We start from the raw sequence: 19,249 nt of genomic DNA, 5'->3' as shown, positions 1-19,249 counted from the left end.
TCGCCACCGAGATTCGTCGTGAGAACTCCGGCGGCCCAGGCGGGCTGGGCGGTCAGCGCTTGCGACGGGCGAGGAAGGCATCCATTCGGGTGAATTTGGCCTCCGATTCGAACAGAATGGACTGGGCCGTGTTATCGACGAGCGGATGCGCCGCGCGGGGAGCGTGGAACACCTCTTTGGCCAGCCGGGTCGCGAGGGGATCCTGCGCCGCAATACGGTCGGCCAGCGCGTGCGCGGCGGCCAGCAGGTCGTCGGGGTCGTGAACCTCGGTGACCAGGTGCACAGCAAGGCACTCCGCGGCGCCGAGGATGCGCCCGGCCAGGATGATCTCCTTGGCCACCGGCTCCCCGACCAGCTCGGCCAGGCGCCACAGCGCGCCGGCGGCGGGCAGGATGCCAAGCGCCGTCTCGGGGTTGCCGAGCCTGGCGCTCGTCGATGCGATCCGAAAGTCGGCCGCGTAGGCGAGTTCGGCGCCGCCGCCGAGCGCCCAGCCGTCGATGGCGGCGATGACCGGCATCGGCAGCTTCGCGATGCGGGAGAACAGCCCGGAGTTGATGCCGAGCAGCGCGTCATCGCGACGCCGTTCGCGCAGCTGGGCGATGTCGGCGCCCGAGGCGAAGACACCGTTCGCGCCACTGATGATCAGGATGCGAGGCTGCTGCTCGAGCTCGGCGCAGACCGCGTGCAGCTCGTCGATCATGGTCTGGTCGATGGCGTTGCGCACGTCGGGTCGGTTGAGTTCGACGTGCACCCGGTCGGCGCGGCGTTCAATCGTGAGGGTGGTCGGGGTACTCGTCATAGTGGGACGTCTCCATTGATGTCGGGGCGGGAATCGGGACTGGATTCGAGGTCGGGCGTGCCGGCCGGGAACACACGCTTGTAGCTGCGACCGTCGGGCAGGGTCACGGTGCGACTGACCAGGGTTCCGCGGCGCACCTGCAGATAGATGGCTTGGGCGCTCACTCCGCGCGCGGCCGCCGCCTCAGCGACGGACAGCCCGGGAAGGTCGGTGGGCACGCTGCTGGGCCGCACGGATCGTTTGCGGCCCGCTTCCAGGCGGGCACTGATCTCGTCGTCGGTGCCGCCCCAGCGCCATTTGGCCGCTGGTGCCTTGAGACCGGTCGCGTCGGCGATCTCGTCCCACGACGTATCTGCCGCGACAGCGTCACGCACGGCGGCGAGCGTGGCGGGGTCGTGTTCGAGCGCTGCTTGCAGCGCGCGGATGGCGCGCAGCCGTTCCAGGGGCGCGGCATCCGGTTGCAGGTTGAGCAGGTGCACGAGCGCGGTGGCTGTTGTCGGCGACAGAAACGATCCCATGCCTGGTCCTCTCTGCTGCCTGGTCGTGCAGCAGTCAGCCCCATCTTGCCAGACGCGATCAGGCCAGGACGACCACGGAATGCGGTGCCAGCTGCAGGGCGTTGGGCAGCCGACCCTGCACGGCGTCGCCCGCGGCCGCAAAGGACAGCACGATGTCACCGCCCCCCGCCGGAACGTGCACCGGCTGGGTGCCGAGATTGAACAGGATCTGGGTGCTGCCACGGTGCAGCCGCAGCCAGCCGGCTGCCGCATCGAATTCCACGGCGATCTGGTCGAAGCGGGGATCGGTGAAGTCCGGGCGGGTGCGGCGCACAGCGGCCAGGTCGCGGTAGAACCCAAGCAGGCGAGCATGCTGTGGTTCGGCGGCTTCGTTCCAGTTGAGCTTTGAGCGCTCGAAGGTCTTCGCGTCCTGGGGATCGGGAACCAGCGCCGGATCCCAGCCCATGCGGGCGAATTCGTTGATGCGACCACGGGCCGTGGCGGCGCCGAGGTCCGGTTCGGGATGCGAGGTGAAGAACTGCCACGGTGTCCTGGCTCCCCATTCTTCGCCCATGAACAACATCGGTGTGTACGGCCCGAGCAGGGTCAACGCGGCGGCAATGGCCAGCTGGCCGGTATCGAGCTGCTCGCTCAACCGGTCGCCGACGGCACGGTTGCCGATCTGGTCATGGTTCTGGGAGGCGACGACCAGCCGCCAGGTGGGCATGCGCTCGAGGTCGATGCGGCGGCCGTGCGTGCGCTCGCGAAAGCTCGAGTAGGTGCCGTCGTGGAAGAACCCGTGGGTGAGCACCTTGGCGAGGGCGTTGAGGGGTTCGAAATCGGCGTAGTAGCCGGTCGTTTCGCCGGTCAGGGCGACGTGCACGGCGTGGTGAAAGTCGTCGCTCCATTGTGCGTCGAGACCGTAGCCGTTGGCCTCGCGCGGCGTCACGAGCCGGGGGTCGTTGAGGTCGGATTCGGCGATCAGGGTGCGCGGCCGGCCGGTTTCGGCGCTGAGCACTGCGACCTCGACGGCGAGCTGCTCGAGCAAGTGGGTGGCGCTGGTATCGCGCAGGGCGTGCACCGCGTCGAGGCGCAGCCCATCGACGTGGTATTCGCCGAGCCACATCAGTGCATTGTCGAGAATGTAGCGGCGCACCGGGTCGGAGTGCGGACCGTCGAGATTGAGGGACGAGCCCCAGGTGTTACCGGCCGCCTCACTGAGGTACGGGCCGAACTGGGGCAGGTAGTTGCCGCTCGGCCCCAGGTGATTGTAAACGACGTCCTGGATGACGCCGATGCCGCGCTGGTGGCAGGCGTCGACGAAGTTCTGGTACCCGGCCGGGCCGCCGTAGCCCTCGTGCACTGCGTACCAGAGCACGCCGTCGTAGCCCCAGTTGTGCGTGCCGTTGAACGCGTTCACCGGCAGCAGCTCGATGAAATCGACGCCGATCGAATGCAGGTGATCGAGCCGGCTCGCGGCCGCGTCAAAGGTGCCCTCGGGCGTGAAGGTTCCCACGTGCAGCTCGTAGATGATGGCGCCGGCGAGCTGGCGACCGGTCCAGTCGGCGTCTTGCCAGACGTGGGCCGAGGCGTCGAAGGTGCGCGAGAGGGCGTGCACCCCGGCCGGCTGGTGCCGCGACCGGGGGTCGGCGAACGGTCCGCGCCCGTCCACGATGAATCCGTAGTCGATCGGTCCGGTGACCGGTGGTTGAGCGGATGCCGGCAGCTCCCACCACCCGTCGTCGCGCGCCGTGAGCTCGAGCTGGCGGAGGCCGAGTTGCACCTGCACGGCGTGCGCGTCAGGAGCCCAGACGGCAAATTTCTGATCGTTCATGCGTGTCGTCCTGTGTGGGTAGTGACGGGATTTCGGTCATCGACGGCCGCCAGGAGCGCCACCGGGTAGTGCGCGAGCACCTGGGCGACGTCGAGGTTCGGGCCCTCGAAGCGCTCCTGCGTGAGCAGATCGATATAGGCGCGCCCCGCCACAGCAATCGTCGTGTCTCCCCAACCGCCCGCCTCCTGCAGCCCGATCGGCAATCGGGTGGCCAGGGTGATCGCTCCCCCGCGATCAAACGCCACGAGGTGGCTCGCGCCCGACCCGAAAACCGGAACCGGGGCGTAGCGGGTGAACAGGTCCGGCCGGTCGCGGCGCAGCCGCATGGCCCGGGCGGTGACCAGCAGCTTGGCGGCACCTGTCTCGTCTACCTCGGGAAGCCATCCGCTGTCGATGCGGGTCAGCAACTCGCGGCGCTGCGTGTAGTCGACCGTGCGACGGTTGTCGGGGTCGACGAGTGAGGTCTCCCACAGTTCACTGCCCTGGTACACGTCGGGAACGCCCGGCATGGTCAGCTGCAGCAGTTTGAGCGCGAGCGAGTTGCTCCAGCCGGCCTGCTGCATCCGCTCGACCAGCGCAGCAATCAGATCGTGGGTAGACCCCGGGCTGGTAGCGAAAGCGACGAGGTCCCCCAGTTTCGCTTCGAATTCGGCGTTCTGCTCTGTCCACGTGGTGATGGTTCCGGCCTCGCGCGCCGCCTTGAGCGCGTAGGCGGCGAGTCGCTCCCGGCTGGCCGGCCAGGAGCCGACGATTGCCTGCCAGAGCAGGTTCTCAGACGGTGCGTCCCCGAGCGGATGCGCCTCCCGCAGCTGGTCCAGGGAGGCCTCCCACTCGGAGGGAATCTCGGCGAGCACCGAGATACGGGCGCGCACGTCTTCGCCACGTTTGGTGTCGTGGGTGGACAGCGTCGTCATCGACCGCGGAAAGCCCGCCTGGCGCGCGCGCTGCCGGTCGTGAAACTCGGCCACCGTCACCGCAAACTCGTCGGGGTCGGCTCCCACCTCGTTGAGCGAGGTCAGCCGACCGAACCGGTAGTAGGCCCGATCTTCGACACCCTTCGCCATCACCATGCCCGAAGTCTGTTGAAAACGTACGGCCGCCGGATGCCCCGGGTCTCCCAGCAGCGGCAGCAGCCGGTCGATCTCGGCCTCCAGGTGCGGGCGGTGCGTGATCGACCGCTCCGCCGCCTCCTGCAGGTGGCCCTGGCCGAGGGGCAGGTAGGAGCGATAGACCGGAAACCAGGCCAGCAGTTCGGCCACGGCGTCGGCGGTGGTGTCGGTCCCCTCGTCGTTCGGTACCAGACGGGCGATGCGCAGCACTTCCGAGCGAAGGATGCCGTCGGCCACCGCACGCTTGTTGCGAAAGACCAGATCGTTCCAAGCGACGGAGTCGCCCTGCAGCCGTGATTCCAGGGCGTCAAGGGCAGGCTGACCGGCCGGATCGACGAGCACCCGGTCCACGTCGGCGAGGGCGTCATACCCGGTCGTCCCGGCCGTCGCCCAGCTCGACGGAAGTTGTTCCGGACCCTCGAGAATCTTCTCGACCAGCACGTACACCCCGTCGGTGGCGCGGCGCAGGGCTTCGAGGTAGCCGGCCGGGTCCGCGAGGCCGTCGGGGTGGTCCACCCGGAGGCCCTGAACCAGGCCGTCCTTGACCCAGCGCACGATCTCGCGGTGCGACTCTTCGAACACCCACGGCACCTCGACCCGAATGCCGGCCAAACTGTTCACGGCGAAGAAGCGCCGATAGTTGAGCTCCGCGTCAGCGCGGCGCCAGTTCACGAGCTCATAGTGTTGGCGATCATGCACCTCGGCCGGGCTGGCACCGTCGTCGGCGGTTCCGGCCGCCAGCGGATACCGGTTGTCGAAGTAGCGCAGCTCGCCGTCGACCAGCTCAAGCCGGTCGAGCTCGCCGCGGCTATCGCCGCCCTGATCATCACCGAGCACCGGAATGCGGATTCTGCCGCTACCGAACTCCCAGTCCACGTCGAAGGCTTCGGCGTACCGTGACTGTTCGCCGTTCTGCAGCAGGTCCCACCACCAAGGATTCTGCCGCGGCGTGGCCACGCCCACGTGGTTGGGCACGATGTCCACGAGCACGCCCTGCCCGGCCCGATGCGCGGCAGTGGCCAGGCGACCCAAGGCATCCGCCCCGCCGCGTGCTGGGTCGACCAGGGAGTGGTCGACGACGTCGTAGCCGTGCTCCGATCCGTCTTCGGCCGTCAACAGCGGCGACAGGTAGACCCAGTCGGCACCGAGATCGCGAAGGTAATCGACGATCCCTGCGGCCGCGTCAAGGTCGAAACCCGCAGTGATCTGCAGGCGGTAGGTCGACAACGGCGCGACGACGGGCACCGTCACGAAAAGATCTGCGTCAAGGGTCACCGAACGGCCCTCAGCTGTGGCCCGGCAGCGTGATCAGACCGGTGGCACCGGCCAGTGACGCGGCGACGGAGTGATCCGGTGCAACTTCGGGTTCGTGATAGGCGCGCAGGACCACGAGGGAACGACCGGCCACGGTCTGGATGGCTCCGGCCGGACGAGCGATGGAATCGGCCCCCTCACCGGCGGTGTCGACCACAATTTCCCAGGCCGGGGCATATTCGTCGGGTGGCAGCGTGAATTCGACGTCTTCGGCGTCGGCGTTGAACAACAGCAGAAAGTTGTCGTCGGTGACGTCCTGACCGCGCACGTCTCGCTCACGGATTCCGTTGCCGTTGAGGAATTTGGCGACCGTGCGAGCGAGGTTTTCGTCCCAGTCTTCCGACGCCATCGGTTCACCATCGGTGCCCAGCCACACGATATCGGGCAGCGATTCGCCCGCGACGCGGTTACCGGGGCGACCGTCGAAGAAGCGACTGCGCCGAAACGTCGGGTGCTCGCGGCGGAGGCGGGAAACGGCCGCCGTGAATTCGATCAGCGGCACATCCGCTTCGTCCCAGTGCACCCAGGTCAGCTCGGAATCCTGCGCGTAGGTGTTGTTGTTACCCTGCTGGGTTCGGCCCAGCTCATCGCCGTGCAGCAGCATCGGAACCCCCTGCGACAAAAGCAGCGTCGCAATGAAGTTGCGTGCCTGCCGCGCGCGCAACCCACGAATCTCCGGATCATCGCTGGGACCTTCGACGCCCGAGTTCCAGGAGCGGTTGTGCGACTCGCCGTCTTTGTTGTCTTCGCCGTTGGCGTCATTGTGCTTCTCGTTGTACGACACGAGATCGGCGATGGTGAAGCCGTCATGCGCGGTGACGAAGTTGATCGACGCCATCGGACGGCGCCCGGAGTGCTCGTAGAGGTCGGCCGATCCGGCGACGCGGGAGGCGAATTCGCCGAGAGTGGATGGCTCCCCCCGCCAGAAATCACGCACAGTATCGCGGTACTTGCCGTTCCATTCCGACCACTGGGAGGGAAAATTGCCGACCTGATAGCCGCCGGGGCCGACGTCCCACGGCTCGGCGATGAGCTTGACCTGCGAGACGATCGGGTCTTGCTGCACGAGCTCGAAGAAGGTGGAGAGCTTGTCGACCTCGTAGAGGTCGCGGGCCAGGGCGCTGGCCAGGTCAAACCGAAAGCCGTCGACGTGCATCTCGAGCACCCAGTAGCGCAGCGAGTCCATGATGAGCTGCAGCACGTGCGGGTGCCGCACGTTGAGGGTGTTGCCGGTCCCTGTGTAGTCCATGTAGTAGCGCTTGTCGTCGTCCATCAGGCGGTAATAGGCCTCGTTGTCGATGCCCTTGAACGACAGGGTCGGACCCATGTGGTTGCCCTCGGCGGTGTGGTTGTACACCACGTCGAGAATGACCTCGATGCCCGCGGCGTGCAGGCTGCGCACCATTCCCTTGAATTCCTGCACCTGCTGGCCGAGGTCACCGGTCGAGGAATACGCGTTGTGCGGCGCGAAGAATCCGATCGTGTTGTAGCCCCAATAGTTGCCGAGCCCCTGCTCCACGAGGGTGCCGTCATTGACGAACTGGTGCACCGGCATCAGCTCGATGGCAGTCACACCGAGCTTTTGCAGGTGGTCGATCACCGACGGATGCGCCAGGCCCGCGTAGGTGCCGCGCTGGGTTTCGGGCACGGACTCCTGCAGCTTGGTCAGGCCCTTCACGTGTGCCTCGTAGATGAAAGACTCGCTGTAGGGGGTGCGGAGGGATCGATCACCGGTCCAGTCGAAGAACGGGTTGACGACGACGCCGAGCATCATGTGCGAGGCGGAGTCCTCGTCGTTCACCGAATCCGGGTCGTCGAAATCGTAGGAGAACAGCGACGGGTCCCAGTCGATGGCCCCCGTGGTGGCCTTGGCGTATGGGTCGAGCAGCAGCTTGTTCGGGTTGGCTCGGCTACCGGCCGCCGGGTTGTAGTCGCCGTACACCCGATACCCGTAGCGCTGCCCCGGCTGCACCAGCGGCAGGTAGCAATGCCAGATAAAAGCGGATGATTCCCACACGTCGACCCTCGTCTCACCGCCGTCTTCGTCGATAAGACACAGCTCGACACGTTGGGCGGCTTCGCTGAACAGGGCGAAGTTGGTACCGCTCCCATCGAACGTAGCGCCAAGGGGGTAGGCGGTTCCGGGCCAGGTTTCCATGAGACTCCTCGGGATGAAGATGGGACACGGTCAGGTGCGACAGAGGCGACAAGACAGCGCCGACGGATGACCGACTCGCGCTTGGAGAATACGCTACAGGCATCCGCCGACATATCCGGTCTTCCGAGCCGCTCCGGGCAGGCTTAGCCGAGTTGTTCGCGCACGAGCGGTGCGACCCGAATACCAAAGAGCTCGATGCTGTTCATCAATTTCTCGTGCGGGAGCGTGCCGATGCTGTACTTCAGGTCGAACCGGCTGAGCCCGAGTCCCTGCACCACCGTGGCGATCTTCGTGGCCACGGTCTCGGGTGAACCCACGAACACGGCGCCGTCGGGGCCGGCATCCTGCTCGAAACGTTCCCGAGTAGCCGGGCCCCAGCCGCGCTCCCGACCGATGCGGTTCTGCATCGCCTCGTAGTGCGGCCACATTTCGTCGCGAGCCTGAGCATCCGTCTCGGCGATATAGCCGGGCGAGTGCTCACCGATCGGCAGCGTGGGCTTCTCGAACTGCGCCAGGGCGCGGTGGTAGAGGTCGACGAGAGGCGCGAAGGCGAGCGGCGCACCGCCGATGATGGCGAGCATGAGCGGCAGACCGTAGTGCGCGGCGCGAATGACCGACTCAGGGCTGCCGCCCACACCGATCCAGGTCTTGATCGCTCCGGACTCGGTCGGCGGAAACACGGTCTGGTCGTTCAGGGCTGCCCGGGTCTGACCGGACCAGGTCACCGGCTGTTCTTTGAGCAGTTCGGTGAACAATTCGAGCTTCTCCTCGAACAATTGCTCATAGTCACCGAGATCCAGGCCGAACAGCGGAAAGGATTCGGTGAACGAACCGCGCCCGAGAATGACCTCCGCGCGTCCAGACGACAGGGCGTCGAGCGTGGCGAAGCGCTGGTAGACCCGCACCGGGTCGTCGGAGCTGAGTACGGTCACGGCTGAGCCCAGTCCAATCCGGCTGGTCTGGCCGGCGATCGCGGCGAGCACCACTTCGGGTGCTGACACCGCGAAATCGGCGCGGTGGTGCTCGCCGATGCCGAAGAAATCCAGGCCGACCTGGTCGGCCAGCACGGCTTCGGCCACGACGTTGCGCAGCACCTGTGGCTGAGCCAGCGGCCGCCCATCGGCGTCGAAGGTGACGTCACCGAAGGTATCGAGTCCCAGTTCAAGTTTGTGCGTCACGCGGGTACAGCCTCTCAGAACGAGTCTTTTCTATGCACATGCATACACCGGTGGAACCTTGGCCCGGCCGCTGTTATTCCGTTTCACCCAGACTCGCACGGTTGAAAGAACCGTACGATCTGCCGGAGCGGCCAGAATAGAGCCAGGTGCCGTGCGGCACCCGAAGAATGGAGCCAGCCATGACCGAATCCGAGCTCATCACTGCCTGGGTGAAAGCCCGCGGACACATCATCGCGTCCCAGGCCGCGCCGACCTTCCTGCTCACGGCCATCGTGGGCTTTCTCGCCCTGGGCCTCGGCACGACAGAGCTCTCCGTGCGCATCGCCGCGGCGGGCATCCTGCTAGCCTCGGGCATTTTCGGAGCTTTGGCCCAGATCGCCGCGGCCAATGAAGGCCTCGCCGTCATCACCGACCTGCGTGGCCTGGAGACGCCCAGCGCGCTCACCCGGAGCATCGTGGCCATGGCGCCCTGGGTCAATGTCGTGCGATTCGTCACGCCGGCAATTTTCGTCATCGTCTACATCGCGCTGCTGGCCGCGCTGTTTCTGACCGCTCGCTGAGCGCGCCTGCGGTCAGATCAGCCGGCCACCGGACGGTCGCGACGCGAACGCCACCAGGCCCAGACCCGCGTGACAATCCGATTGAGGAACCCGCCGAGCCGACGCGCTGAAGCGAATTCCGTTCCGAGCACGGCGAGTCCCAGGAAGACGATCAGCCACCCCGGCCCAGGCAGGGGAATCAGAATAATGCCGATAACAACAATCACTGTGCCGAGCAGCCCGACCCCGAGGCGATAGGCGAAGAGTAAATAGGGGTGCCCGTCAACCCACGCGCGAGCTCGTCGCAGGGCCCGCCGCACCGGATGCCGCGGGTCACTGCCACTGGCGATATCGCGGGAGAGATGCTCAGACATCTACCCAATCTAAGCCAGATTTCTGGGAGGTGGCCGCCCGATATCGACCGCGGTGACGCGCCCTCTGAGATTCCATCCCGGCCATGCGGCTGGAAGTGGCTATCTGGAGTTCAGGCTGTCTGGAACGGCATCGAGGTAATACCATTGGCGGTCAACCTTGAGAAAGCGGCTCACTTCTTTCTGCTGACCCGCTATGCCGTTTTCACGATAGTGCGCTGCGAATTCCACGACGCCCTCACTATCGAGTAAACCACCGCGCTCTGTACGCACGATATCGAGCCGTCGCCAAGTTATCGCCGGGTCCAGTTCGAGTGATTCCGGTCGGGTCAACGGATGCCACGTCTGAAGCAGATACTGCGCCTCACCCCGGCAGAAGGCGCTATACCGAGATCGCATGAGCCATTCGGCCGTCGGCGGCACCGCAGCACCGCTGTGAAAGCGGCCGCAACAGACGACATAGGTGCCCTCGCTCAGGCAGGGACACCGCTGATCCAGAGTAATGGTCTGTTCGGGCTCTGCTAGGCCTGCGCCCTGGCATAGGCCTCGCGCACGGTGCCGGCAATGCGCCCACGGTCGGATACGGCAACGCCGTTGGCGGCAGCCCAGGCACGAATGGCCTGGAGCTCGGCCCGGTCCGAACCGGCCGAACTGGTACCGCGTGACTTAGCGGGCACATAGCCAACGCGTCGGGAAACATTTGTGTATGGCTTGATCGCGGCGCGAAATTCAGCGAGGTTTTCGGCGGACAGATCGATCTCGTACGATTCCCCTTCGAAAGCATAGGAAACGGTTGCTCCGGAGCCATTTTCAATAACGGTGCCGTCAAGGTCATCCAGCAGCTGAACCGTGGTCTTCTTCATTCTGAGATTCTCCAATGAGGTGTCGAATACATTCGGGATGGATACATTCGCGTGTGGCGATAACCACTAACGAATTATGGCTGCCGAACTCCTTTTCCGATACCCGCCACGCGGTATTTCTTTTGCATTCACAACTTTTACACGACGCATCACAAAAAAATAGCCCCGACAATGTCGGGGCTACTTCATATTTGGTGGATCCGAGGGGATTCGAACCCCTGACCCCCTGCATGCCATGCAGGTGCGCTACCAGCTGCGCCACGGACCCAGATTGTTGTTTCGAATTGCTCCGAAACAACTTTGTTAGCTTACAACACAGATTGGGATCTGCGAAACCGAAGCTACTCCGCGACCTCGTCGGCAGCCTCATCGGCGGCCTCGTTTGACGTCACTTTGGCGGGAATCCCGGTCGGAATCACCGGGCAGTCCTTCCACAGTCGCTCCAGGGAGTAGTACTGGCGCTCTTCTTCGTGAAAAACGTGCACGACCAGGTCACCGAAGTCAACGAGCACCCAGCGGCCGGCAGCGCGTCCCTCGCGCCGCAGCGGCTTGTGGCCGGCCTCGATCAGCTTGTCTTCAATCTCGCCGGCAATGGCTACAACGTTGCGCTCCGACCGACCAGTGACGATGAAGAAGATGTCGGCGAGGGGAAGCGGGTTGGAGACGTCGAGGGCAACGAGATCTTCGCCTCCCTTGGAGTCGGCGGCGGCGACGGCGATGGCAAGCAGCTCGAGGGCGTGGGGTGACGTGGTCATGAATGAATCCTTGAGATTGTGCCGCGAGGCGCGAATGCGCTTGTGGCGATGATAGGGGAAACGAGCGAGCCGAAGAGGCCCGCGAGGAAGGAAAGACACGGATGCATGGCGCGGGGCACTAGAAGAGACCCAGCAGGTAGCCGGTCACGAAGAGCGCCAGAACACTCACGGCCAGTGCGGCCGTGGCGATGACCAAAACGGTGGGAAGTGAGGCACGCTGATTCTTGGGCGGGGTTAACATCCCGCGGGTAGACGCGTGCGTGCTCACGGCGCGACTCGCACTGACCGGGGCCGAGTCCCCGCCTAGCTGATCGGCGTCGAGCTGGTCCATCAGGTGGTCCATCTCGGACGAATCGAACAGATTCGGGTGGGCGCCGGTCGAGCCAAGACTGCGCGGCAGGTCGAATGACCCCGTGATCATGATCTCGCCCGTATTGGAGATGGGACTCACGCTGCTCGGCTGGTGGGGAATCGACGGCAGGATGAGCGCGTTCGTGGTGGTGGGAATGCCCCCGGCCCCGATACCACGGTTGATCAGTTCGTCGAGCGACTGGTCAGGCTGCGATACGTCGACGCGCGGAGCATCCGCATCGACCGACCAGTGTCCGATCGGCGGCATCCATCCGGTCTTGTCACTGATGGTCGGATCCGGCGCCTCGATCGGCTCGGCCACGATCGGCTCGGCGTACATCTGCTCGGATTCGACCGGGTCGACGGCGACCGGCGTGGTGGGCTCGGGCTCGATCAGCTCGGCCTCGACCAGCTCAGGGTCAACCGGCCCAGCAGCAGTAGTTTCAGCGTCGGCGGGCTGATCGGAGGGGGTCGTGAGGTCCCCAGTATTGAGAGCCCGTTCCTCGTCTTCACGTGCGTGCAGTGCGCGCAATTCCCGGCGACTCAGGGTGTGCGATGCCGGAACCGACGGGTCGGGCTCGGCTGCACCCGGGGTTGGAACTTTATCGACGGTGTCCTGAAGCTCTTTCGGATCGGGAGCCGTGTGGTTCCGGCTCGTTCGCCGTGATGTCGAGGTCTGTGCCGATGGAGCAAACGATGCCGGGCGAAGCGCGGCGGGGACCAGCACCGGAACGTCGAGGGTCGGGATTGCGTCGTACACCGCGGCAGCTTCGTCACCCTGTTCGCGGGCGAGTTCGCGCGCCTGACGTCGGCTGAGCGGCTGAGGGTCTCCCGACGTCATGCCACACTCCGATACAGATGATGCTTTGAGATGTACTGGACGACCCCGTCGGGGACCAGATACCAGACCGGGAATCCCCGATTGACCCGTGCCCGGCAGTCAGTGGACGAAATAGCCAGTGCCGGAACTTCCAACAAGCTTACGTCTTGGTTCGGTAATCCCGAAACGCTCAGCTCATGGCCCGGGCGACTCACAGCCACGAAATGTGCCAGCTGCCACAGTTCACGCACGTCTTTCCAGCCGAGAATCTGGGTGATCGCATCCGCTCCGGTAATGAAGAACAATTCGGCATCCGGACGTTCTTCGTGCAGATCACGCAGCGTATCAATGGTGTAAGTCGGGCCGACCCGGTCAATATCCACCCGACTCACCGTGAACCGCGGATTGGACGCGGTCGCAATCACCGTCATCAGGTAGCGATGTTCGCCGCGGGTGACGCCGCTTTTCTGCCACGGCTGCCCGGTGGGCACGAAGATCACCTCGTCGAGGTCGAAGCTCTGTGCCACCTCGCTGGCGGCGACGAGGTGCCCATGGTGAATAGGGTCGAACGTTCCGCCCATCACGCCGATGCGAAGGCGACGAACTGTCACGTTAAGATCAGGCTTCTAGTGGCCACCGGTGCCGGTGGTACCACCGTGTCCGCCATGCGCGGCGGCGTAGGCGTCAGCCTTGCCGCTGTGGCGGTTGGACACATCACGAAAGCTCCACAGCACGACGCCGAGGGCCAGGAACAACACGGCGGCCACCACCGGGTAGACGATGAGCGGCAACGGCAAGGCGATGTGCTCGACCTCGGTTAGCACGGCACTCACAAAAGACATCGGTTCTCCATTCACGCGCCGCGCAGTCGGGCGCGGCCCCAGTTGGCCGCGACGGGTCGCGCGCCTGACGGCTCACGCCGTCGCCTCATTCTAGCTTGACCGGCGCACTTGACCGGCACCCGCGTGTGAAACTACGCGCGTACCTGGCCGGTGCCGCGCACGATCCACTTTGTGCTGGTCAGCTCTGGCAAACCCATCGGCCCACGAGCGTGCAGCTTCTGGGTGGAGATACCCACCTCGGCACCGAAGCCGAATTCTCCGCCGTCGGTGAAGCGAGTGGAGGCGTTGACCATGACCGAGGCCGAATCGACCTCGTTCAGAAAGCGCTCAGCGTTCTGCAGATCGTTGGTGATGATCGACTCGGTGTGCCCGGTTGAATAGCGACGAATGTGGTCCATGGCCTCATCGAGGGAGTCGACAATCGCCACCGAAATGTCGAGGCTCATGTATTCGGTGCCCCAGTCATCGTCGGTCGCCGGGACAGCGGCCGGATAGAGCGCGCGGGTGCGGGCATCCGCATGGATGGTGACACCGGACGCCGTGAGCTTGTCCAACACATCGGGAAGCAAGCGTTCAGCTGCGCTGCGGTGTACGAGCAGGGTTTCCAGGGCATTGCAGACGCTCGGACGGTGCGTCTTGGAGTTGTACACGATATCGATCGCCCACTGCTTGGTAGCCGTCTCATCGAGGAAGACGTGCACGACGCCGGCACCGGTCTCGATGACCGGCACCTGGGACTCACGAACCACGGTCTGGATCAGCTTGGCGCTGCCACGGGGAATGAGCACGTCGACGTAGCCGCGAGCCTTCATGAGCTCGGTCGCGCCGGCCCGACCAAAGGGATCGATGGTCTGCACCGAATCAGGGTTGAGTCCGGCGTCGGTGATCGCCGCCTGCACCAGGTCGATGAGTACTCGGTTGCTGTTCTCGGCAGCGGAACCACCGCGGAGCACGACGGCGTTGCCGCTTTTCAAGGCGAGGGCGGCCAGATCGACGGTGACGTTCGGGCGAGCTTCGTAGATGACTCCGATGACGCCGAAGGGAACACTCACCTGGCTGATTTTGATGCCGTTGGGCAGGCTGCTGCCGCGCACGACCTGGCCGACCGGGTCGGTCAGCAGCGCGATCTGGTCGACGGAGTCGGCGAGGGCCATAATGCGCGGCGGGTCGAGCTTGAGCCGGTCGAGCAGTCCGGCACTGAGGCCGTTGGTGGCGCCGGCAGCGAGGTCGACCTGGTTGGCCGTCACGATCTGCGCGGCGTGGTCGCGCAGCGATTGCGCAATCAATTTCAGCGCTTTATTCTTTAGCTCTGTCGGCGCTGAAGCGAGCGGCAGGGAGGCGGCGCGAGCGGCCTCGAGGGTGGGCGTGAGCTGGGCTACATCGTTCAGAGACTGCAACATGAACCTAGTTTACGGGAGGCGAACCATGAGACTATTCTCGGCTCTCAGGAAATACGCAGTGCTGACGGTGCTGGCGACGGTTCGAACCAGGTTCCCACCGGATCCCCGCGCAACGCCTCGGCCACCAACCCGGTCGCCGTGACCAGCACGGCGGTTCCGGCCTGGGCCGCGATGCGCGCCGCCGTCACCTTGGTGCTCGCTCCCCCGGTGCCAACCCCGTTGACGGCAGTCGCGCCGAATTCCATCCCCACCAACGGGTCACCGGATGCCACGTGGCTGATGCGCTCAGCACCGGGCAGGTCCGGCGGGCACGTGTAGAGGGAATCCACATCGCTGAGGAGCACGAGCAGGTCGGCACCGATCAGGGTGGCGACGAGGGCGGCCAGTCGGTCGTTGTCGCCGAATCGAATCTCGTGGGTGGCTACGGTGTCATTCTCGTTGACGATCGGAAGAATACGCAGCGCCATCAGGCGCTCCATGGCGCGCTGGGCGTTGCCGCGGTGGGTGGCGTTGTCGAGGTCGCTCGCCGTCAGCAGCACCTGACCGGCCACGATGTCGTAGCGGTCGAGGCTGTCCTGGTACCGAAAGATCAACAGATTCTGACCAACGGATGCCGCCGCTTGCTGGGTAGCCAGGTCGGTCGGCCGCTCCTGCAGCTGGAGGTACGGCATGCCGATGGCAATGGCACCGGACGACACCAGAACCACCTCGGTGCCCCGGGCATGCGCTTCAGCCAAGGCGTCGACCAAGGGCGCGATCTGCCCGGAATTCTCGCCACTGATCGACGAGGAGCCCACCTTGACCACGATACGCGCGGCCGATCGAACAACCTGCTGCGAGTGCGCCCTCATCGGGTGATATTTCGGTTGGCTACATTAACGCTGAAGCCATTCACGCTGACCCCAATAAGGACGTGCAACCCCACATGAATCTGGCCCTCCGGCAAGAATAATGGACGCGCCGTGCGACCACCGGCAGTTTAGCGCAGCTGGTGCGCCGGCTCGGTCAGAGCAGCGCGCGACGCTCTTCGCTTGCCGTCGGCTCGAACCAGGTGCCGACGTGCTCGCCACGCAGGGCTGCAGCGGCCAGTTCGGTCGAGGTGACCAGAACGGCGGTGCCAGCATTGGTGGCGAGGCGGGCGGCGACCACCTTCGTGCTCGCTCCCCCGGTGCCCACTCCGGTTGCTCCGCTCGAACTGAACTCGAACCCGTCGAGCGGGTCGTCCGCGGCGATGAAGTCGAGCTTCTCAGCGCCCGGCAGGTGCGGCGGCTTGGTGTAGAGCGCGTCGACGTCGCTGAGCATGATCAGCAGGTCGGCTTGGATGAGGGTTGCGACCAGGGCGGCGAGGCGATCATTGCTGCCGAACCGCAAGCCATAGACAGCCACGGTGTCGTTCTCGTTGACGACCGGCAGAATGCGCAGGTCGAGCAGTCGTTCCAGTGCGCGCCGGGTGTTGCTTCGGTGCGGTTCCTTGAGAGCGTCGCCCTCGGTCAGCAGCACGGTACCGGCAGCGATGCCGTACCTGTCGAGGCTTTCCTGGTACCGAAAGATGAGCACATTCTGCCCGACAGCGGCGGCGGCCTGCTGGGTGGCGACGTCACTGGGGCGTTCATCAAGGTTCAGGAAGGGCATGCCGGTGGCGACCGCGCCCGAGGAGATGAGTACCACCTCAGTGCCGCGACCGTAGGCCTCAGCCAGGGCGTCAACGAGTGGGGTGATCTGCTCGGAGTTCTCGCCGCTGATCGACGAAGACCCGACCTTCACCACGACGCGTTTCGCGCCCGCTACGTTGTCCCTGGCTAAGCCACTCACTTCTGTACTTCTTCCGTTGGGTCTGTCTCAGTCTCGTCAGCATTGGCATCCGTTTCGATGCCGGTGTCTGGCGCGGTTTCGGGCTCGGCGGCGTCGGCCGGCGTGGAGAAGTTCAATTCCACGTCGGCGAGGCGAACGTCTTCGTTGTGTTCCTCCTCGCCGGTCTGCCACATGCCGGCTTCGCGCTCACGAATGAGTTCGGCGCGGGCCGAGGACTTGGCGTCCATTCGGCCGAAGTACTCCTCGCGGCGTTCGTTGCTGGTGCGACGTTTAGGCTCGTCAAGGCGGGCGTCGGTGCCGCGGGGAGCCGTGATGAGTTCGGCGGTGGAGGTGAGCGTGGGCTCCCAGTCGAAGACGACACCGTGGCCGGGGCCGATGATGACGGTCGAGCCGGCGATGGCTCCCGACTTGTACAGCTCATTCTCGATACCGAGCTTGGCGAGTCGGTCGGCGAGGAAGCCGACGGCCTCATCGTTCGTGAAGTCGGTCTGCTGAATCCAGCGTTCCGGCTTGGTACCGAGAATGCGGTAAATGTTGCCGAAGGTGCCACCCTCGACCTTGATGACGAAGCCGCCCTCATCGACGGCCTTGGGACGGATGATGATGCGCGGCTTCTTCGCTTCGGCTGCGGCAGCCTCGGCGCGGCCCTGTTCGACGACCTCGGCGAGGGCGTAGTTGAGCTGTTTGAGGCCCTCGTGGGTGACGCTGGAAATTTCGAATACGCGGTAGCCACGGGCTTCGAGGTCGGCCTTGACGAAGGCGGCCAGTTCGCGGCCTTCCGGCACGTCGATCTTGTTCAGGGCGATGAGCTGGGAGCGCTGCAGCAGCGGCTTTTGGCCGTCGGGCACCGGGTAGGCGTCGAGTTCGCCGAGAATGACGTCGAGGTCACTGATCGGGTCGCGACCGGGCTCGAGCGTGGCACAGTCCAGCACATGCAGCAGGGCGGTGCAGCGTTCAACGTGGCGAAGGAACTCAAGGCCGAGCCCCTTGCCCTCGCTCGCGCCCTCGATCAGGCCGGGCACGTCGGCAATGGTGTAGCGCGACTCACCCGATTCGACGACGCCGAGGTTGGGGTGCAGCGTGGTGAAGGGGTAGTCGGCGATTTTGGGCCGAGCCGCACTCATGGCGGCGATCAGGCTGGACTTGCCAGCCGAAGGGTACCCGACGAGCGCGACATCCGCTACGGTCTTGAGCTCGAGGTAGACGTCGCCTTCCCAGCCGAGCGTGCCGAGCAGGGCAAAGCCGGGGGCCTTGCGCTTGGTCGAGGCGAGGGCGGCGTTGCCGAGCCCGCCCTGGCCGCCGGGCGCGACGATGAGGCGCAGGCCGGGTTCGTCCATGTCGAGGAGCTGGTTGCCCTCGATGTCCTTGACCACGGTGCCGATGGGAACCATGAGCTCGCGCATCTCGCCGTTGTGGCCATTGCGGTGGTCGCCCATGCCGGGGCCGCCGTTGTCGGAACTGCGGTGCGGTGACCGGTGGAAGCCGAGCAGGGTGGTCGTGCTGGGATCGGCCACGAGCACGAGGTCTCCGCCGCTGCCGCCGTTACCGCCGTCGGGACCGGCAAGAGGTTTGAACTTCTCGCGCTTGACCGAAACGCATCCGTTTCCTCCATTGCCCGCTCGTAAATGCAGCGTCACGTGGTCAACGAATGTGGCCATGGAGTGCCCCTTTCAGGTGGCGCAAGAAATGCTTCAAAACGAGGTGCTATGAAACCCGTGCGTGGAACGATGTGCTACAAAAAGTGCTGAACAAACACGTCAGGGCGGACCGAAGCCCGCCCTGACGTTGTGTACGAAAAATACTGTGCTGTAAAAACCTACTCGGCTGCAACCACGATGTTGATGACCTTGCGGCCACCCTTGGCGCCGAACTGCACGGAGCCGGCTTCGAGAGCGAAGAGAGTATCGTCGCCGCCACGGCCGACGTTGACGCCGGGGTGGAAGTGCGTGCCGCGCTGCCGAACGATGATCTCGCCCGCGCCGACAACCTGACCGCCGAAGCGCTTCACGCCGAGGCGCTGAGCGTTCGAGTCACGACCGTTGCGAGTGGAACTCGCACCTTTTTTATGTGCCATCTGTCTATCTCCTCTGGCCTAGGCGATGCCGGTAACCTGAACGCGAGTGAGCTCCTGACGGTGCCCCTGACGCTTCTTGTACCCGGTCTTGTTCTTGAACTTCTGGATGACGATCTTCGGACCGCGAAGGTTGTTCAAAACCTCAGCGGTGACCTTGACCTTGGCCAGTGACGCCCCGTCAGTGGTGATCTTGTCGCCGTCGACGAGGAGCACAGCGGCCAGCTCGACGTTGCCGTCCTTGTCAGCCTTGATTCGGTCCATCGTCACGATGGTACCGACCTCTACCTTCTCCTGCCGCCCTCCGGCGCGCACAACTGCGTAAACCACTTTACGTACCAATCTCTGGGGAGCCTGAGGCTCCAATTTGCGGAAACTCACTGCTCAAACTTGACTGCTGCATTCACTGCAGTACACGGACCGGTTGGCCCAGCGCACTCAGAAAACCTTGGTATTCGCGTTTATTTATCTAACGCACACCAAGGGTTGACTTTACCTGATCCGCTACCCGTGGTCAAACCAACGGCACGGCGTGT

General features: G+C 64.8%; 20 protein-coding genes and 1 tRNA gene. 1 reads left to right on the top strand and 20 read right to left on the bottom strand.

Annotated features, from left to right (window positions below; all coding sequences use genetic code 11):
• Positions 1–52: 52 nt before the first annotated feature.
• The 6 genes from E3T35_RS00680 to E3T35_RS00655 all read right to left on the bottom strand — a co-directional run bounded on the left by E3T35_RS00680 (position 53) and on the right by E3T35_RS00655 (position 8,889).
• A complete protein-coding gene (locus tag E3T35_RS00680) occupies positions 53–799 on the bottom strand; it encodes an enoyl-CoA hydratase/isomerase family protein (RefSeq protein ID WP_134344080.1) in 747 nt (248 codons plus the stop codon).
• Positions 796–1,317 (bottom strand): hypothetical protein, encoded by a 522-nt coding sequence (locus E3T35_RS00675; protein WP_134344081.1) that lies wholly within the window; start codon positions 1,315–1,317, stop codon positions 796–798. The genes E3T35_RS00680 and E3T35_RS00675 overlap by 4 nt, the downstream gene beginning before the upstream one ends.
• A 58-nt stretch (positions 1,318–1,375) precedes the next feature.
• Positions 1,376–3,130, bottom strand: coding sequence for a malto-oligosyltrehalose trehalohydrolase (treZ, locus tag E3T35_RS00670; protein WP_134377613.1), 1,755 nt, complete (start codon positions 3,128–3,130; stop codon positions 1,376–1,378).
• Positions 3,127–5,514, bottom strand: a complete 2,388-nt coding sequence (gene treY, locus E3T35_RS00665; protein ID WP_241988679.1) for a malto-oligosyltrehalose synthase — start codon at positions 5,512–5,514, stop codon at positions 3,127–3,129. Before treY ends, treZ begins: the two co-directional genes overlap by 4 nt.
• Positions 5,515–5,524: 10 nt before the next feature.
• On the bottom strand, positions 5,525–7,711 hold the full coding sequence (gene glgX, locus E3T35_RS00660) for a glycogen debranching protein GlgX (RefSeq protein ID WP_134377612.1): 2,187 nt from the start codon (positions 7,709–7,711) through the stop codon (positions 5,525–5,527).
• A gap of 143 nt (positions 7,712–7,854) precedes the next feature.
• Positions 7,855–8,889, bottom strand: a complete 1,035-nt coding sequence (locus E3T35_RS00655) for an LLM class flavin-dependent oxidoreductase (RefSeq protein WP_134377611.1) — start codon at positions 8,887–8,889, stop codon at positions 7,855–7,857.
• A 179-nt stretch (positions 8,890–9,068) separates the two neighbouring features.
• Here E3T35_RS00655 and E3T35_RS00650 point away from each other — a divergent pair, with 179 nt between their 5' ends.
• Complete coding sequence (locus E3T35_RS00650; RefSeq protein ID WP_104090451.1) at positions 9,069–9,449, top strand: hypothetical protein; 381 nt, start codon at positions 9,069–9,071, stop codon at positions 9,447–9,449.
• A 17-nt stretch (positions 9,450–9,466) separates the two neighbouring features.
• Here E3T35_RS00650 and E3T35_RS00645 read toward each other — a convergent pair whose 3' ends face one another.
• The 14 genes from E3T35_RS00645 to rplU all read right to left on the bottom strand — a co-directional run bounded on the left by E3T35_RS00645 (position 9,467) and on the right by rplU (position 19,043).
• On the bottom strand, positions 9,467–9,802 hold the full coding sequence (locus tag E3T35_RS00645; protein ID WP_134377610.1) for a TIGR02611 family protein: 336 nt from the start codon (positions 9,800–9,802) through the stop codon (positions 9,467–9,469).
• Between the two features lie 99 nt (positions 9,803–9,901).
• On the bottom strand, positions 9,902–10,222 hold the full coding sequence (locus tag E3T35_RS00640; protein ID WP_370449281.1) for a YchJ family protein: 321 nt from the start codon (positions 10,220–10,222) through the stop codon (positions 9,902–9,904).
• Between the two features lie 98 nt (positions 10,223–10,320).
• Positions 10,321–10,662, bottom strand: a complete 342-nt coding sequence (locus E3T35_RS00635) for an Lsr2 family protein (RefSeq protein WP_092339975.1) — start codon at positions 10,660–10,662, stop codon at positions 10,321–10,323.
• Between the two features lie 192 nt (positions 10,663–10,854).
• Positions 10,855–10,930 (bottom strand) — tRNA-Ala (locus tag E3T35_RS00630).
• Positions 10,931–11,003: 73 nt separating this feature from the next.
• Entirely contained in the window at positions 11,004–11,417 is a 414-nt protein-coding gene (gene rsfS, locus E3T35_RS00625) for a ribosome silencing factor (RefSeq protein ID WP_092339974.1), read from the bottom strand.
• A gap of 118 nt (positions 11,418–11,535) precedes the next feature.
• Positions 11,536–12,609, bottom strand: a complete 1,074-nt coding sequence (locus tag E3T35_RS00620) for a hypothetical protein (protein ID WP_134377608.1) — start codon at positions 12,607–12,609, stop codon at positions 11,536–11,538.
• On the bottom strand, positions 12,606–13,199 hold the full coding sequence (gene nadD / locus E3T35_RS00615; RefSeq protein ID WP_255409998.1) for a nicotinate-nucleotide adenylyltransferase: 594 nt from the start codon (positions 13,197–13,199) through the stop codon (positions 12,606–12,608). The genes E3T35_RS00620 and nadD overlap by 4 nt, the downstream gene beginning before the upstream one ends.
• Positions 13,200–13,214: 15 nt before the next feature.
• Positions 13,215–13,430, bottom strand: a complete 216-nt coding sequence (locus tag E3T35_RS00610; protein ID WP_134377607.1) for a hypothetical protein — start codon at positions 13,428–13,430, stop codon at positions 13,215–13,217.
• A gap of 131 nt (positions 13,431–13,561) precedes the next feature.
• A complete protein-coding gene (locus tag E3T35_RS00605) occupies positions 13,562–14,830 on the bottom strand; it encodes a glutamate-5-semialdehyde dehydrogenase (RefSeq protein WP_134377606.1) in 1,269 nt (422 codons plus the stop codon).
• 44 nt (positions 14,831–14,874) lie between these two features.
• A complete protein-coding gene (gene proB / locus E3T35_RS00600) occupies positions 14,875–15,681 on the bottom strand; it encodes a glutamate 5-kinase (protein ID WP_092339970.1) in 807 nt (268 codons plus the stop codon).
• A 154-nt stretch (positions 15,682–15,835) separates the two neighbouring features.
• Positions 15,836–16,642, bottom strand: coding sequence for a glutamate 5-kinase (gene proB, locus E3T35_RS00595; protein WP_134377605.1), 807 nt, complete (start codon positions 16,640–16,642; stop codon positions 15,836–15,838).
• Positions 16,639–18,300 carry a GTPase ObgE gene (gene obgE, locus E3T35_RS00590; protein ID WP_104129904.1) on the bottom strand — a complete coding sequence of 554 codons (1,662 nt, stop codon included), beginning with the start codon at positions 18,298–18,300 and terminating at the stop codon, positions 16,639–16,641. The genes proB (E3T35_RS00595) and obgE overlap by 4 nt, the downstream gene beginning before the upstream one ends.
• 158 nt (positions 18,301–18,458) lie before the next feature.
• Positions 18,459–18,716, bottom strand: coding sequence for a 50S ribosomal protein L27 (rpmA, locus tag E3T35_RS00585; protein WP_035836705.1), 258 nt, complete (start codon positions 18,714–18,716; stop codon positions 18,459–18,461).
• An 18-nt stretch (positions 18,717–18,734) separates the two neighbouring features.
• Positions 18,735–19,043, bottom strand: coding sequence for a 50S ribosomal protein L21 (gene rplU, locus E3T35_RS00580; protein WP_134377604.1), 309 nt, complete (start codon positions 19,041–19,043; stop codon positions 18,735–18,737).
• Positions 19,044–19,249 lie beyond the last annotated feature (206 nt).

It is taken from the genome of Cryobacterium sp. TMT1-2-2, assembly GCF_004403505.1.
GTDB classification, from domain to species: Bacteria; Actinomycetota; Actinomycetes; order Actinomycetales; family Microbacteriaceae; genus Cryobacterium; species Cryobacterium flavum.
The sequence above is the reverse complement of the archived record's forward strand: the minus strand, read 5'-3'. Positions and strand labels throughout refer to the sequence as shown.

What these genes read in the sequence shown, in the direction of transcription:
- E3T35_RS00610 (WP_134377607.1), bottom strand. Translation starts at nt 13,430, where the DNA reads ATGTCTTTTGTGAGTGCCGTGCTAACCGAGGTCGAGCACATCGCCTTG.
- E3T35_RS00680 (WP_134344080.1), bottom strand. Translation starts at nt 799, where the DNA reads ATGACGAGTACCCCGACCACCCTCACGATTGAACGCCGCGCCGACCGG.
- E3T35_RS00645 (WP_134377610.1), bottom strand. Translation starts at nt 9,802, where the DNA reads ATGTCTGAGCATCTCTCCCGCGATATCGCCAGTGGCAGTGACCCGCGG.
- proB (WP_092339970.1), bottom strand. Translation starts at nt 15,681, where the DNA reads ATGAGGGCGCACTCGCAGCAGGTTGTTCGATCGGCCGCGCGTATCGTG.
- obgE (WP_104129904.1), bottom strand. Translation starts at nt 18,300, where the DNA reads ATGGCCACATTCGTTGACCACGTGACGCTGCATTTACGAGCGGGCAAT.
- glgX (WP_134377612.1), bottom strand. Translation starts at nt 7,711, where the DNA reads ATGGAAACCTGGCCCGGAACCGCCTACCCCCTTGGCGCTACGTTCGAT.
- treZ (WP_134377613.1), bottom strand. Translation starts at nt 3,130, where the DNA reads ATGAACGATCAGAAATTTGCCGTCTGGGCTCCTGACGCGCACGCCGTG.
- E3T35_RS00675 (WP_134344081.1), bottom strand. Translation starts at nt 1,317, where the DNA reads ATGGGATCGTTTCTGTCGCCGACAACAGCCACCGCGCTCGTGCACCTG.
- E3T35_RS00650 (WP_104090451.1), top strand. Translation starts at nt 9,069, where the DNA reads ATGACCGAATCCGAGCTCATCACTGCCTGGGTGAAAGCCCGCGGACAC.
- E3T35_RS00605 (WP_134377606.1), bottom strand. Translation starts at nt 14,830, where the DNA reads ATGTTGCAGTCTCTGAACGATGTAGCCCAGCTCACGCCCACCCTCGAG.
- rpmA (WP_035836705.1), bottom strand. Translation starts at nt 18,716, where the DNA reads ATGGCACATAAAAAAGGTGCGAGTTCCACTCGCAACGGTCGTGACTCG.
- E3T35_RS00635 (WP_092339975.1), bottom strand. Translation starts at nt 10,662, where the DNA reads ATGAAGAAGACCACGGTTCAGCTGCTGGATGACCTTGACGGCACCGTT.
- rsfS (WP_092339974.1), bottom strand. Translation starts at nt 11,417, where the DNA reads ATGACCACGTCACCCCACGCCCTCGAGCTGCTTGCCATCGCCGTCGCC.
- E3T35_RS00620 (WP_134377608.1), bottom strand. Translation starts at nt 12,609, where the DNA reads ATGACGTCGGGAGACCCTCAGCCGCTCAGCCGACGTCAGGCGCGCGAA.